Source organism: Bradyrhizobium sp. USDA 4541 (genome assembly GCF_024171085.1).
Taxonomy (GTDB): Bacteria; Pseudomonadota; Alphaproteobacteria; order Rhizobiales; family Xanthobacteraceae; genus Bradyrhizobium; species Bradyrhizobium australafricanum.
Window position 1 is genome coordinate 4,532,210 of the sequence record NZ_JALJZF010000001.1, and the last position, 15,505, is coordinate 4,547,714.

General features: G+C 61.9%; 9 protein-coding genes and 2 pseudogenes. 6 read left to right on the plus strand and 5 right to left on the minus strand.

Features of this window, described 5'->3' with window-relative positions; genetic code table 11:
- Window positions 1-130 precede the first annotated feature (130 nt).
- On the minus strand, window positions 131-1,846 hold the full coding sequence (locus J2R80_RS21335) for a SulP family inorganic anion transporter (RefSeq protein WP_141343434.1): 1,716 nt from the start codon (window positions 1,844-1,846) through the stop codon (window positions 131-133).
- Between the two features lie 165 nt (window positions 1,847-2,011).
- On the opposite strand from J2R80_RS21335, the gene J2R80_RS21340 reads away from it, so the two are divergent.
- Both J2R80_RS21340 and J2R80_RS21345 read left to right on the plus strand, forming a co-directional pair.
- Entirely contained in the window at window positions 2,012-2,527 is a 516-nt protein-coding gene (locus tag J2R80_RS21340) for a DUF3124 domain-containing protein (RefSeq protein WP_141343433.1), read from the plus strand.
- 301 nt (window positions 2,528-2,828) lie between these two features.
- A complete protein-coding gene (locus J2R80_RS21345) occupies window positions 2,829-3,287 on the plus strand; it encodes a hypothetical protein (protein ID WP_076825986.1) in 459 nt (152 codons plus the stop codon).
- Between the two features lie 521 nt (window positions 3,288-3,808).
- On the opposite strand, the pseudogene J2R80_RS21350 reads toward J2R80_RS21345, so the two are convergent.
- The 3 genes and pseudogenes from J2R80_RS21350 to J2R80_RS21360 form a co-directional block, all read right to left on the minus strand.
- A pseudogene (locus J2R80_RS21350) lies at window positions 3,809-4,843 on the minus strand (IS91 family transposase); the annotation flags it as partial.
- Window positions 4,844-5,007: 164 nt separating this feature from the next.
- Window positions 5,008-5,439 (minus strand): annotated as a pseudogene (locus J2R80_RS21355) (tyrosine-type recombinase/integrase); the annotation flags it as partial.
- 205 nt (window positions 5,440-5,644) lie between these two features.
- A complete protein-coding gene (locus tag J2R80_RS21360; protein WP_141343216.1) occupies window positions 5,645-7,222 on the minus strand; it encodes a winged helix-turn-helix domain-containing protein in 1,578 nt (525 codons plus the stop codon).
- Between the two features lie 280 nt (window positions 7,223-7,502).
- Here J2R80_RS21360 and J2R80_RS21365 point away from each other — a divergent pair, with 280 nt between their 5' ends.
- The 3 genes from J2R80_RS21365 to J2R80_RS21375 are packed head-to-tail and all read left to right on the plus strand — an operon-like array spanning window position 7,503 to window position 12,722.
- Entirely contained in the window at window positions 7,503-9,116 is a 1,614-nt protein-coding gene (locus J2R80_RS21365; protein WP_141343215.1) for a calcium-binding protein, read from the plus strand.
- 29 nt (window positions 9,117-9,145) lie between these two features.
- Window positions 9,146-11,287 carry a type I secretion system permease/ATPase gene (locus J2R80_RS21370; protein WP_253639338.1) on the plus strand — a complete coding sequence of 714 codons (2,142 nt, stop codon included), beginning with the start codon at window positions 9,146-9,148 and terminating at the stop codon, window positions 11,285-11,287.
- Complete coding sequence (locus J2R80_RS21375) at window positions 11,274-12,722, plus strand: HlyD family type I secretion periplasmic adaptor subunit (protein ID WP_253639339.1); 1,449 nt, start codon at window positions 11,274-11,276, stop codon at window positions 12,720-12,722. Before J2R80_RS21370 ends, J2R80_RS21375 begins: the two co-directional genes overlap by 14 nt.
- A gap of 605 nt (window positions 12,723-13,327) precedes the next feature.
- Here the strand turns inward: J2R80_RS21375 and J2R80_RS21380 are convergent.
- The gene (locus J2R80_RS21380) at window positions 13,328-14,158 is read right to left on the minus strand and encodes a methyltransferase domain-containing protein (protein ID WP_063790114.1); all 831 of its coding nucleotides are present in this window, start codon (window positions 14,156-14,158) and stop codon (window positions 13,328-13,330) included.
- 353 nt (window positions 14,159-14,511) lie between these two features.
- Between J2R80_RS21380 and J2R80_RS21385 the strand changes: the two genes are divergently transcribed.
- Window positions 14,512-15,447 (plus strand): PAS domain S-box protein, encoded by a 936-nt coding sequence (locus J2R80_RS21385; RefSeq protein ID WP_233475395.1) that lies wholly within the window; start codon window positions 14,512-14,514, stop codon window positions 15,445-15,447.
- Window positions 15,448-15,505: the final 58 nt, after the last annotated feature.

A 15,505-nucleotide genomic window follows, 5' to 3' on the forward strand; every position in this document is an offset into this window, starting at 1 on the left:
TGCCGCGGCGCATGAGGCCGGAAGTGACCCGAATGCGAAGTCCGGGCGCCCCCTGAATTGTCAGCTCGTCGGGTAGACCGGAAGCGGGTGGCCGAGCTTCCGAACGGCGCTTTTGACCCAGATCGGAAGTTCACAGATCGTCCTGCTTAAGCGGTGCGACGCGTTGCTCCGCCTGCCGATAGCCCTTCAGGGCCTGGCGTAGCGTGGGGAAGATCCATGTTTCATGTTCCGGCCGGTAGAGACCGGCTTCCCGAAACCAGTCGAGAAACTCGGCCTTGCGCCCGGCTAGTATCAGGGACGCTCCGCGCGCTTCCAGCCTTTCCCGCAAATCGCGAAGCGCATACAGACCGTTTATGTCGATCTGGCTGACTGGAATTGCATCAATCACAAACCATCGAAGTTCCGGGCCTGCGGCCTCGGCTGCCGCAAGCGCTCTCGTCTTGAAGTAATCGGAATTGAAGAAGGTAAGCGGGCCATCGAAGCGGTAGAGCACGAGACCCGGAAACGTCCTGGCGTCCGGATGTCGGTCGATCGAATGCAGGCCGGGAAGCCCGTCGACTGTTCCCAGGACTTCGTCTCTGGGCCGTGCGGTCAACTTGACGAAGCGGACCAGGGCCAACCCCACCGCGATGAGGATTCCGTTGATGGCCCCCAGCGCGACCACTCCCAGCGTAGTGATCACGGCCAAGCCGACCTCGGTACGATCGATGCTCCAGATTTCGCGTAGCGTTCGTGTGTCGAATAGCGAAATTGAAGCGAAAACAAGCAGTGCGCCCAAGGCCGCAATCGGCACATATCGTAAGGGGCCGGTCAAAAACAGCAACACTGCAGTGATCGTCACCGCAGCCACTAGGCCAGTCACCTGGGTGCGGCCGCCGGCTGCAGCGGCTACCGCCGTGCGCGAGTCAGCGCCGGTTACGGCGAACCCTTGAGATAAGGCAGAGGCGAGATTCGCAGCACCAAAAGCTGCCAATTCACGATCTGCGTCGACGTTGTACCCACCCTTCGATGCAAAGCTGCGCGCTGTCAACATGCCGCTCGAAAACAGCACGAGAGCCAACCCCGCCGCGCTGCCAAGTAGGGATGGTATGTCGTCTTGAGGAAATCTGGGCAATCGCAACGGCGGCGCACCGCCGGGGACCGGCCCTAGAATTGCAACTCCATATCGGTCCAGCCCGAACAGGGCGACCGCCGCGCCGGCAGCGATCAATATGAGTGGAGCAGTCGGAAGTCGCGGCGCCCAGCGCGCCAGCCCAAGCAATATTGCCAGGCTTGCCGCTCCCACGATCAGCGTCGGAACCTGCGTCTGAGGCAGCTTGGTGAAGATTTCGAACAGCTGCGGAATGATCCGTTTGGACTCGATGGAAAAGCCGAGAAGCTTGCCGACTTGCCCGAGGCAAATCGAAATTGCGACTCCATTCAAGAGTCCGACAAGGATTGGCTTGGAGAGAAATTCCGCCAGCGCTCCGAGCCGAAAAAAACTCGCTGCAATGCAGAATATGCCGGCCAGAAACGTAACTGCGACCGCCAGCGACCAGTATAATTCGGAATTTCCGCCCGCCAGCGGAGCTACAGCGGCAGCGACCATAGCGCACCCCGCTGCATCGGGATTCACGATCATTTGCCGTGAAGTGCCGAAGATGGCGTACGCGACTAGCGGCAGAATGCTCGAATAAAGCCCCACGACTGGATTGAAGCCCGCCAGCTGCGCGTAGGCGATCGCGACCGGCAAGGCCACTGCGGCAACGGAGACTCCTGCCAACAGATCATGCCGAAAGTCTTCGGCAAATCTGTAGGACAAGAGTTTGATCAATCCGGGCGCAATACGCGTTAGACGATCCATCATGCCGGGTCACGGGTAGAGGTGCGCCGGGGCGCAAGCCACACAAGTCAAGCTGCGCAGGTGAATGTCCCGCAACGTTGATTTGGGTCAATGTCGCCCATCCCAAGGTGCCCACGTTCCAATCACTCGGACCCGACCGGGATCTGTACCACGGCGATGGATTAACAGATGAGAAAGCCAGCAATCTTCCTAGCGCTGTTGCTCCTAGCGGTGTCTGGAGCGCGAGCACAACCTGATCTCCCAGCTCCTCTATCGAAATTTGCGGGCTCACTTGTTGATTTGCCGCGCGAGCCTTCAACACTTCGAGGAAGAATTTACGTCCCAGCGCATTCAAGCCTATTGGTCCGGGACGGATCCTCCAGGCTCGACCTGTCCGTGACGCTTTCGGTTCAAAATACGTCGGAAACGGGAACGCTTGTCATCGAGCGGATCGACTATTTCAATGTTGATGGTCAGGTGATCGACAGATATCTGCCACGGGCGATCGCGCTAAAGCCCTACGGCGCAATCCAAATTGTGATCCCACAACAAGACATTCGCGGTGGCTTGGGCGCAAATTTCGTAATCGATTGGTCGTCGCCGGAAGCAATTGATGAGCCTTATTTGGAAGCGATCATGATCGGAGGCCCGGGCACTCAGGGCCACAGTTTCGTTTCAGTCGGTCGAAAGGTGAGCCGTCCCTGAGAGGGACTTGGATCGGTGCCCGGCATGTCGCCTATCGGTCCTAATGCGAAGTGGGGGCGGACTGCGAGATGCCCGCTTATCGGGGTAAAGCGGAATTCAGCTTGCACGGCGCTGTCTACGACGCGGAGTGCGCCGGACAAGCAGCGCGAATGGAACCGGACCGCGCCATTGCTGATCCCGAGGCGGGGCGCTTCTTGGATCAGTTCTGCCTAGATAAAGCCACGAACTAGAAGGACGGTTTTGCTGTTTCGCGCATCACGCAAAACGATCAAATCGGCTTGCTCGAACCAGGGTAGGGATAATGAAGTTCGTAAGGTGTCTGCTTGCGGCAGCGCTCCTGCTTGCGGGTGTCGGGGCAAGTCACGCGGCAGTCCGCATTGCTGATGATCGGGGTGGTCAAATCGGAGGCTACATCACCAAATTTCAACGCCTGCGCTCATCCGGACAATCCGTGATCATTGATGGTCTCTGTGCCTCGGCCTGCACCATCGTCCTCGGCGCAGTCCCTCACGACAAAATCTGCGTGACCTCGCGTGCGGCGCTTGGTTTCCATGCCGCCTATGATTTCGGCATCAACGGCCGCACCTTCACCAATCGCGAAGCAACTATGATGCTGTATTCGATGTATCCAACATCGGTGCGGCGGTGGATCGCCGCGCGCGGCGGGTTAACGCCGCAGATGATCTTCCTGCGCGGCAAGCAACTGCAGGCGATGTACCAACCGTGTTACCTCGATGCGTTAGGATCGGTTGGGCGCTGAACCTTCTCGGTCGGCTCCAATACGGTCCCGCCCACGTCGACGAGATGATCGAGTAGTCGGGCAGTTTGCTGTGGCGCATGAGGCCGGAAGTGACCCGAATGCGAAGTTCCGGGCGCCCCCTGAATTGTCAGCTTGTCGGGGTAGACCGGAAGCGGGTGCCGAGCTTCCGAACGGCGCTTTTGTGAAGGGTTTCGGATGCCGGCCGCATGACTGACGGCGCGGCACATTCGGCGGCCGGCGTCCGAAAGCCTCCAAGGGAGGAAACCGCGCTTAAGGGAAACGTAGGCGGTGCCGCAGGCGCTATGGGGATTTGACTGCCGCGGGCGAATTGGCTGATTTGAATCGAGCCGATGCAACGAGGTGTTCGAGGGTGAATCGGCTGGCGAATGCGCGGCGGGTGGTGTCGAGCTCGACAAATTGTCGAGCGCGTTGTGGCGGGCGGTGGATATCTGAGCGCGCTCTGCCGTGGCTGGCCGAGAGGCAGCGAGCACTACGAATAGATTTGCAGGACAGCGACGTGGTCATGAGGTGTCGATCCTGATGCGGTTCGTTGGAGCTGTCGGCCGATGCCGTGGCGTACAACCGCGCTCGAAGACCTCGATGATGATCATGCGACCGCCGCAGCATGGGCAAGCCGGCTTGTTGGCATCGACGGCAGCCGCGGTGGGATTGGCTTCAGGCTTTGCACCGGTGAGCAGCTCGCGGACGCGTGCGATGTTGTCGGCGCAAGCGCCTTTGGCGAACAGGCCGTAATGGCGGATGCGGTGAAGGCCCTTGGGCAGCACGTGGATGAGGAAGCGGCGGATGAACTCGTCTGTGGCGAGCGTCATCTGCCTGTATCGATCGCGGCCCTCGATGCGGTAGTCCTTCCATTTGAAGGTGACGCGCTGCTGGTCGCAAGCGATCAAGCGGCTGTTGGCGATGGCAACCCGGTGGGTGTAGCGCGACAAATAGGCCAGCACCGCCTCCGGTCCACCGAACGGACGCTTTGCATAGACGACCCACTCGGTTTTGCGCAGCGGCGCCAGGAAGGCTGCGAAGCATGGGGTATCAGCGAGCTGGCTGTTGTCGCCAAAGAAGCTCAGGCGGCCGGCTTGATGGGCGGCGACGAGCTTCTGAAGGAACAATCGCCGGAACAGGCGGGAGAGCACGCGCACGGGGAGGAAGAATCCGGGCCGGCAGGACACCCAGCGCTGACCATCGGGCGAGATGCCGCCGCCCGGCACGATCATGTGCACGTGGGGGTGATGGGTCAGCGCCGAGCCCCAGGTGTGCAGCACGGAGGTGATGCCGATCCTGGCCCCCAGATGCTTCGGATCGGCGGCGATCGTCAGCATGGTCTCGGCCGAGACCTTGAACAGCAGGTCGTAGAGGACGGCCTTGTTCTGGCAGGCGATGTCGGCGATCGCTCCTGGGAGTGTGAACACCAGGTGGTAGTACGGCACGGGCAACAGCTCGGCCTCGCGATCGGCGAGCCACTCCTTTGCGGCGGCGCCTTGGCACTTCGGGCAATGCCGGTTGCGGCAGGAGTTGTAGGCGATCGTCGTGTAGGCGCAGTCCGGGTCACGGCCAGGGAACAGCCAGCCTTGCGGCCGAGCCATCTTCCACCAGGCCCGTAGCAGCGCGAGCAGGCTGGGCGACAGCATGACATTGCGGTCCTTGCCGCCCTTGCCCTGCTCGCGCGGATGATCATCCGCTTGCTGTCGATATCGGAGACCTTGAGCGAGACGACCTCGTTGGCACGCAGCCCGGCACCGTAGGCCGCGCTCAGCGCCGCCTTGTATTTGAGCCCCGGTGCGGCATCGAGCAGCCGTGCCACTTCCTCCACGCTCAGTACCACCGGCAGCTTGCGCGGCTCGTGAATGACATGGGTATGCTCGACGATCTCGTGGCGCTTGAGTGTGACCCGAAAGAAGAACCGCAGCGTCGAGACGGTCTGGTTGATGGTCGGCGCGCCAACGCCGCTTGCCGTCAGATGTAGCTGATAGCGGCGCACGTCCTCGAAGGTCGCCGTATCCGGTGATCGCCCGAGAAATGCGGCGAAGTTCTTGACCCTTTGCACGTAGTCATGTTGGGTCTTCGGGGCCAACTTGCGGATCGTCATGTCTTCGATCATGCGCCGGCGCAACGGGCTCATTGCCTCGTCGGTCATGGCGATGCTCCTGTCTTGAGTGAGAACCCCTCGATCTCAAGACAGGACGCCCCGTTGCGCTATCGTCTTGGCCGTGCCGCCAGCCGCGGCGTCCTACCGCGCGAGCGGTTTAGTCCTCTGACCCATCTGCGAAATTGCGGCTGGCGGGGAGGGGTTTTGCCGGTCATCCTGATTTGTGGTACTTTGAGCCCAGGAAGAGCACAAGCTAACTCAAGCCGGCCCGGCGGAAGGCTTCCAGATAGTGCTCGCGGTCGGCCTCGTATTTGAACGGCAAGTTCTTCCCGATCCAGGCTAGGGAGAAATCGGGCTGTCTGCGGAGCAGTTCCTGCAATGCAGCCGTGGCGATTTCGCCTCGTCCGGCCATCGCAGCCGCCGCAGTCAGCATGCGGTAGCCGGAGACATGATCGGTGCGAAGCCGAATGCTGGCTCCGGCCAGGCGCATCGCCTCCTCGTAATTTCGTCCGACCAACTGGGCATGGGCGGCGATGCCGTTGTAGATCGCCGCAAATGGATCGCGCGGGCTGAGGCGCAACGCCTTCGTGGTGGCGACGCCGGCTTCCTCCCAGTGGCCGCTGAACGTCAGCGCCAGGCCGTACACGCTAAGTGCCAGCGCAAAGCTTGGATTGAGCTTCAGCGCCAGCTCAAACTCGCCAAGCGCTTCGTCGAAACGTCGCAGCAGCACATGAACGCAACCCAGCGCATGATGCGCCCAGGGATCCTCGCTGTCGGCGCGGACTGCCGCCAGCGCCGCGCGTTCCGCAATCGGCACCGACGTCGCCATCTCGCTCCAGCCATTGTAGGCGCAAAAGGTGTGGCTGGCGGACAGAACGGCAAGCGCTTGTCCGTAGTACGGATCGATCGCAATAGCCTTCTCCAGCAGCTCCTGGGCTTTGACATAGTCGGCTGGCGTGATCCGCCAGAAATGCGACATCGCCCGCATCACCAGACCCCAGGCGTCCATGCTGTCCGGGGTCTTGCGTTTGGAGTGAAAATGCTCCGCCGCATAGAGCTGCGGCTCGATCGACGCAACGATCGCCTCGGTGATCTCGTCCTGCACGGCAAACACATCGGCGAGGCTGCGATCGTAACGTTCCGCCCACAGGTGGCTTCCGGTGGCGACGTCGTTGAGCTGCGCGGTGATGCGCACGCGATCGCCTTCCTTGCGCACGCTGCCTTCGATGACATAACCGACGCCGAGCGTCTCCCCGACCTCTTTGATGTTGACCGACTTGCCCTTGTAAGCGAACGACGAGTTGCGCGCGATCACGAAGAACCAGCGCAGCTTCGAGAGCGCGGTAATGAGGTCCTCGCTGATGCCGTCGGAGAAATAATCCTGGTCCGGATCGTCGCTCATGTTGGTAAAAGGCAGCACGGCGATGGCGGGACGGTCAGGCAGAGGTAATGCCGCAATTCGCTCGCTGGATTTGTTCAAGTCCGGCTCCGCGCAAAGCTCTCCGAGCTCGTCGTCCATCGGCGGCGTGCGCACTTCGCCGACGAAGCGCAGACCCTTGCGCGAAATGGTGCGGATCAGCTTCTGCTGCTGGCCGCTGTCGCCGACCGCCTTGCGCACGGCATAGACGCGGCTGGTCAGCGTCGCATCCGAGGTGACGCGGCCGCCCCACACCGAAGCGACTAGATCGTCCTTGGTGACGACGCGATCGCGATTCTCGATCAGGTAGAGCAGAAGGTCGTAGACCTGGGGCTCGACTGCAATCAGTTCAGACCTGAGCCGCAGCTCGCGGGCGCTGGTATCAAGCACGTAATCGGCGAAATGAAACTGCATGCTCGTATCCTGGACCGGACTGCCGCAACGGCCTGTCGCGATTTGGACCGCATCGACCGTGGTTGCAACCGTCTTTGGTGCGCCGCGGCGTTTGCCGCGTCCGGCTGGGGGCTCAGGCGATCACGGCCCGATCACGGCCCGATCACAATAGCACAATCAGGAAATCAGCAGGGCTTCTTCAGGCAAATCACGGCGTTCTCAAGACCGGCTTCAAGCCTGTCATCCTCTTCGCGGCTAAGTATCGGTCAAGGGGCATGAAACCTCTGGAAGGATGACGACCATGGCTATCAAAGCTGGCTTTTCTCCGACCACCGGCCTGCTGTCGGTGTTCGACGACAATCTCAACAACTCGATCACCGTGAGTCGCTCCGCGGCCGGAACGATCCTCGTGAATGGCGGCGCGGTCCCGGTCACGGGGGGCACCTCGACGGTCGCTAACACCTCCTTGATCCAGGTGTTCGGCACGGGCGGCAACGACACAATCGCGCTGGACGAGGCCAACGGTGCACTCCCGGCAGCTCAGCTGTTCGGCGGCGCCGGCAACGACGTCATCACCGGCGGCTCCGGCAACGATCGGCTGTTCGGCGGCGCGGGCGACGACACCCTGATCGGCAAGGGCGGCAACGACCTGCTGTTCGGCGGCGGAGGCAGCGACACGCTGGTTGGCGGCGCGGGCGACGACCAGATGTTCGGCGGCGCCGGCAACGATCTCATGGTTTGGAATCCGGGCGATGGCACCGACCTGATGGAAGGTGGCGACGGCATCGACACCGCCCAGGTCAACGGCGGCAACGGCGCCGAAAGCTTCACCCTCACCGCCAACGGCTCCCGCGTACGATTCGATCGCATCAGCCCGGCGCCGTTCTCGCTCGATATCGGCACCACCGAGAACATCGTGCTCGACATGAATGGCGGCGACGACGTCTTCACCGCCGGAAACGGCCTTTCCAGCTTGATCAAGCTAACCGTAGACGGCGGTGCGGGCAACGACTCCATCACCGGTGGCGACGGCAACGACACGCTGCTCGGCGGTGACGGCAACGACACCATCATCGGCGGCCGCGGCAACGATCAGCTGTTCGGCGGCGCGGGCGACGACACCTTCGTCTGGAATCCGGGTGACGGCAGCGACAAAGTCGACGGCGGTGACGGCAACGACACCCTGGTGTTCAACGGCGCCAATGTGACCGAGAACATGACCGTCTCGGCCAAGGGCAGCGGCGCCACCCTAACCCGCGACGTCGGCACGGTCTCGATGAACCTCGCCGGCATCGAGACCATCGATGTCAATGCGCTAGCTGGTGCGGACACCATCACCGTCAACGACCTGACCGGCACCAGCGTCAGTCAGGTCAACATCGACCTCGGCGGTAATGACGCGCAGCCGGACACGGTTGTGCTCAATGCGACCAACGGTGACGACGCGATCAATGTCACGGAAAGCAACGGCGTCATCACGGTGACGGGACTTGCGACGGACGTGACCATCTCCAATGTCGGCGCCGGCGACCGTCTCGTCATCAACGGCCTCGGCGGCGACGATGTGATCTCGGCTTCCGGACTGCGCAACGGCATCCTGCTCACTGCCAATGGCGGCGGCGGCGACGATGTCCTGATCGGCGGGAACGGCAGCGAGATCCTCAGTGGCGGCGCGGACGATGACATTCTGCTCGGCGGCAGCCCGCAGAATGTCCTCGATGGCGGTGCGGGACACAACGTCGTGATCCCGGGCGCGGCGCCAGGCCTCGCGCATACGGCGGCGGCAAGCGCGAGCCTGCTCGGCCAGTTCATGGCGTCGAGCTTCGTCTCGGCGGGAGCGGATCACGGCGCGATGCCCGTCGCCGAGCCGCCGTTGAGCCAGCAGCCGCAGCTCGCTCAGCCGCACGCCGCCTGAGGCCGACGGCGTCGTCCTGGAGAACAACCATGAGCATCGAAACCAATGGTGCGAGACCGACCGACCCGGGTCTCGAAATCCTCGTAACGCTGCTGCATCTCCAGGGCGTTGCGGCCGATGCCGGACAGATCGGGCATCGGCTGGGAACGGACAGGATCGGCGCAGCGGATATGCTCCGCTGCGCCAGGGATCTCGGCCTCAAGGCCCGTGCCTACCGAACCGATTGGTCACGGCTCGGCAGCACGCCCTTGCCCGCCATCGCGTCCCTGCGCGATGGCGGATTCCTTCTCCTTGCCAAGGCAGATGCGGACCGGGTGCTGGTGCAGTCGCCGCTTGCGCCTCGGCCAGCATTGATGTCACGGGACGAACTCCTCGCCATCTGGGATGGGCAGCTGATCCTGATGACCCGACGTGCCGGATTGTCCGACATGGCGCGGCGATTCGACATCAGCTGGTTCGTCGCCGCGATCCAGAAATACCGGCATCTGCTGGGTGAAGTGCTGGTTGCCTCATTCTTCCTGCAACTGCTCGGCCTGGCTTCGCCGCTGTTCTTCCAGGTGGTTATCGACAAGGTGCTGGTGCATCGATCGCTGAGCACGCTCGATGTCCTCGTGCTCGGGCTGGTGACGATCTCGGCTTTCGAGACCGTGCTGGGAATTCTGAGGACCTATTTGTTCGCGCACACCACCAACCGCATCGACGTCGAACTCGGCGCACGGCTGTTTCGGCAATTGCTGGCTTTGCCGATGGCCTATTTTCAGGCGCGTCGCGTCGGCGATTCGGTGGCCAGAGTTCGCGAGCTGGAAAACATCCGGAGCTTCCTCACCAGTTCGGCGCTGACGCTGCTCATCGACCTGTTCTTCACCTTCGTCTTCGTCGGCGTGATGTTCTTCTACTCGCCGCTGCTCAGCTGGATCGTGCTGGGCTCGTTCCCATTCTATATCGCGATCTCCGCCGGAGCGACGCCGCTGTTCCGGCAGCGGCTGGACGAGAAATTCCGCCGCGGCGCCGAGAACCAGGCCTTCCTGGTCGAGAGCGTCACCGGGATCGAGACGGTCAAGGCCATGGCGGTCGAGCCGCAGATGCAGCGGCGCTGGGAAGAGCAGCTGGCGGGCTATGTGGCTGCGAGTTTCCGGGTCCTGAGCCTCGGCAACAGTGTAAGCCAGACGGTGCAGCTCGTCAGCAAACTCGTCACCGCAAGTATCCTCTACTGTGGCGCAAGGCTCGTGATCGACGGCAGCCTTTCCGTGGGCGAGCTGGTCGCCTTCAATATCCTCGCCGGCAGGGTGAGTACGCCGGTGCTGCGTCTTGCTCAGCTCTGGCAGGATTTCCACCAGACGCGCCTGTCGATCGCACGGCTCGGTGATATTCTTAACACCGCCGCCGAGCCGACCTATTCGGCGGCGCGGGCGCGGCTGCCGGCGATTCGGGGGGACATCAAGTTCGACCACGTCTCGTTCCGCTATCGCGTGGACGGGCAGGAAGTCCTGCGCGACGTCTCGTTCGAGGTGCCGGCAGGCCAGATCGTCGGCGTTGTCGGACCTTCCGGGTCCGGCAAGAGCACGTTCGCCAAGCTGGTCCAGCGGCTTTACGTTCCGGAACGCGGACGCGTGCTGGTCGACGGAATGGATCTCGCGATGGCCGAGCCCACCTGGCTGCACCGCCAGATCGGCGTCGTGCTGCAGGAAAACATGCTGTTCAACCGCTCGGTGCGCGACAACATCGCGCTTGCCGATCCGGCGATGCCGATGGAGCGCGTGATCGCGGCGGCGCGGCTTGCAGGCGCGCATGAATTCATCCTCGAACTCGCAGAAGGCTATGACACCATGGTGGGCGAACGCGGTTCGACTCTATCCGGCGGCCAGCGCCAGCGGATCGCCATTGCGCGGGCCCTCGTCACCGACCCGCGCATCCTGATCTTCGACGAAGCGACCAGCGCGCTGGACTATGAGAGCGAACGAATCATTCAACAGAACATGAAGGATATCGCCAACGGGCGGACCGTGCTGGTGATCGCGCACCGGCTGTCGACCGTGCGGACGGCGGACCGCATCGTGACGCTCGATCGCGGCCGCCTGGTCGAGGATGGCAGCCACGACACATTGATCAAGACCGGCGGCCGCTATGCGTCGCTGCATCGGCTGCAGGGAGGATTCCATGAGGTCGGCTGAACTCGCGGCGCCTAAACCGTCAACGCAACACGTGATCGCGTTCCGCAGTCCGCGAGGGAGGCGCCGCGATGAGCTGGCGTTTCTCCCCGCCGCGCTTGAAATCGTGGAGACGCCGCCATCGCCGCTCGGTCGCACGATCGGCAGTACGATCGTCGTCTTGTTCTGCCTGGCTCTGGCTTGGGCCTGGTGGGGCACGATCGATATTGTCGCGTCGGCCACGGGAAAAGTCCTTCCCAGCAGTCGCGTCAAGATCATCCAGCCGTTCGAGACCGCCGTCGTGCGCTCCATTCGGGTACAGGACGGCCAGGTGGTCAGGGCCGGCGATGTCCTGATCGAGCTCGATCCGACCGCGAACGAGGCGGAGCGAGATCATCTGCGCAACGACCTCCTTGCCGAGCGGCTCAATATCGAACGTTTGCGCGCGGCGCTTTCGGAGAATCCAGCGGCCGATTTCATGCCGTCGGCCGGCGTAGATCCGGAGCTGATCAACACGCAGCGTCAGCTGCTGCTCAATCAGGTGACGGAGCATCGCGCCAAGATCGCCGCGCTCGCGCGACAGCAAGCTCAGAAGGAAGCTGAACTGGCCACGACAGGGGCGACGATCCACAAGCTGGAGACCATCATTCCGGTCATTCAATCACGCGTCGATATCCGCAAGATGCTTGTGGAGAAGGAACTGGGCTCGAAGCTGACCTATTTCGAGGTGTTCCAGCTCCTGGTCGAGCAGCAGGAGGAACTCGTGGTTCAGACCAGTCGCTTGCACGAGACGGAAGCGGCCATCGCAGCGATTCGCGAGACGCGCAGCCAAGTGGCAGCGGAGTATCGGCACACGATCTCCGACGACCTCGCCAAGGCCGAACAGAAAGCGAGTGGGCTCACCCAGGACCTGATCAAGGCCGAGCAAAGAACGAAGCTGCAGCAGTTGACGGCGCCGGTGGACGGCGTGGTGCAGCAGCTTGCGGTTCACACCGTTGGCGGCGTAGTGACGCCGGCGCAGCAGCTGCTTGTGGTGGTGCCGAGCGAGAGCCGGCTCGAGATCGAGGCCATGGTGTCGAACGGCGATATCGGCTTCATCCATGCCGGACAACAAGCCGAAATCAAGGTCGATACTTTCAATTTCACCCGCTACGGCCTGTTGCATGGCGAGGTGCTGTCGGTGTCACAGGACGCCGTGATCCGCGACCGCCCGCAGGATCGCGCCGGCGATCGGGCGCTGGGTACGGCACGCGAGAGCAGCGAGCTGAAAGGCCAGGAACTGAACTACAGCGCGCGAATCTCGCTCGATTCTACCCAAATGCAGATCGACGACAGAATGGTCAATCTGTCGCCCGGCATGGCCGTCACGGTGGAGATCAAGACGGGATCGCGGACCATCCTGAGCTATCTGTTGTCGCCGCTCCGCCGCTATCGGCAGGAAACTTTGCGGGAGCGCTAGTAGGCAGGGTAATGTTCGCACTGATTTCGGCAAGGCCGTTCAAACGCTGGAATAGCTCGATCTGGTGTTGTCGGCGGCGCTGTTTGGCTAGACCAACCGGCTGATGCACGCGCTCGGCGAACCGCGGGCGTGACGACGGCCTGCTGGAGCATGATGAGGTCGGGTTGAATCGGTCTCTCGACCGCCGCGCTGCACTCCTTGCGAGCGGGAGCCCACCGACTTCGCTATGACCATTCAACCTGATCGCATCGCGCTCTACGCACGCACTCATAAATCCGGGATGTCCGCCCTTGAGGCAGAGCAGACTCGCAGCCCTGACCGCATGGGCTCGTCTTGTGGCCCTGGCCGTGTGAAAACGTCGATGCTTTTCTAAGATTCCCTGGTCATTGTGTGGGGGGAAGCTGATGAGGCGCTTCGTGAAGCAGGCGGATCGTGGGCAGTGGACGCTACCGACCTTTCTTAGAATGCCCCAATGTCCGCAGCCGGGAGGGAAGCCGACCAAAGTCGAGCGGGGCGTCGTGGTCGGCTTTTGACCATCCCGGACGTCGTCCCCAACCCGCAAGCGCCAGCGAAACCTTCATTTGAATATCGGCTATGTCCGACCACTATGCTCCCTTCACCGCACTGGCGAGGTGTGCCTTTATCGGAAACTTTAACCCATCATCGGCGACATGAGACGTCAGCGCGTCTTCTACCTCGCTGACCAAGACCCTACGGGTTTCATCCGAGACTTTGGCCACATGGCCTGAGAGCGGCGATCCGCGCACATAGTCCTGCACGAACCGCGAAACTGACGGAAAACGAACGGTTCCTGCAGCCGACTCAATCGTTATGTCGCTGAAACCTTCCGCAGCCACAAGCGCGCGTAGCTGTTTGGCATCGGCGAGCGCAAAAGGAGCGCGCATTATGCTCGCCGCCTCAGTGCTGACGTGCCGCGAAAGCGCACCGGCTAAGGCGCTGAACCCAGGACTGTATTGGATGTCCTGCCACACCATAAAGCCGAGGCGGCCGCCAGGTACCAGCACGCGATACATCTCGCGCAGTGCGGCGGGTCGATCTGGAAAGAACTGGAGTCCCAATTGGCAGTACACGACATCGAATGTCCCCGCAGGCAGAGGCATGTTCGTCGCGCTGGCCTCTTGCCACGTGATCGGTGCGCTTGTGGTCGGGCGGGCAGCTGCGATTGAGGCGGCGACCGCCAGCATACCGGGATTCAGGTCGAGACCGGTCACGCTCCCGGCGGGGCCTACTCGCTGCGCGGCGAGCCGCGCCACCACGCCGGTACCGCATGCGACGTCCAATACGCGCTCACCTGCTCGCGGGTCTGCGAGTGCAACTACGAGCGGTGCCCAAGGTGCGAAGACAGCCGGAACAAGGGCGTCCTCGTATGTCTCAGCGGCATTTCCAGCTACTTGCCATTGTCCTTGGTCAACCATGGCCTATCCTTGATAGCCACGTCCCCCGCTCGCTTCCGTGTGAAGCTAGCACATCGAGGGGGGCAGCAGTCGCGGCCCTTTAGCGCACGTGAACATCGCAAAGTGCTCGATCTGAGGCGTGTACTCATAAACGTTGGCTTGCGGTCATAAAGCGGAAGTCGCCCGGTCTGACCGCCAAGGGCGGCTTTTGACCCAGCGGAAACGTCGCAGCTCTTTGCATTTGGTGTTATGATTGGGCACCAACGGCGGTGCAGCATCTGGGTTTCGGGGAGCGGCCATTGGGGCCTAAAAACGAGTCGGGATTTCAACTCAAGCCGTTGGCCAGCGAGCGGGCTCTGGAGCGCGCTGAGCGATTGGCCAATCTTCTGGCCTCCATCGTCGAGTCCAGCGACGATGGAATTGTGAGCAAGAATCTAGATGGCATTATTACGAGTTGGAACAAGGCGGCCGAGCGCATTTTCGGTTACTCGGCCACGGAGGCTATTGGTCAGCCCATTACACTCGTGATTCCGCAAGACCGGCTCAGCGAAGAACGGGAGATTTTAACCCGCATTCGACGAGGTGAGCGCATCGACCATTTCGAGACTGTCCGGCGACGTCGGGATGGTAGCTCAATCATCGTTTCGCTAACTGTTTCTCCTGTCAAAGACGCCCACGGCAACATCGTCGGCGCATCAAAAATTGCTAGAGATATTACCCAGCAGAAGCGAACTCAGGAGCAGATTAGCATTCTGGCTCGCGAGGCGGAGCATCGAAGCAAGAACATCCTTTCTAACGTACAGGCAATTATCAACCTTTCTCAGTCCGACACCTCCGAGGGCCTCAAGGAAGTGATCAGCGGGCGCATCCAAGCGATGGCAAATGTTCACTCGCTGTTTGTTGAAACGCGGTGGATAGGAGCCGAAGTCTCGGCGATCGCCAAGCAGGAGTTTGCCCCTTACCTCGAAGAGAGTCACCAGAAGCGGATTGTGATGGAGGGGCTGCAGACGGTGTTAGAACCCATCGCTGCGCAGGCGATTGCTGTTGTCCTGCATGAGTTAGCAACCAATGCTATCAAGTATGGAGCGCTATCCAACACAAGAGGCCGGATAGAATTGGCCTGGTCGCGCGCCGAGGATGGACAGCTGGTGCTCCGCTGGACCGAACTGGGCGGACCGAGGGTAAAGGCGCCCCAACGTAAGGGTTTTGGTAGTCGGCTCATCGAAGGGACGATCAATCCACTTGGCGGGAAGGTGCTGTTTGACTGGCGCGCGGAAGGGCTGGTTTGCGAAATCGCCGTTCCGACGTGAGATGCCAATCGAGCTTCGCTGCTCTCGCCGCTACAACTTTTGCTTATGGCCGATTCTG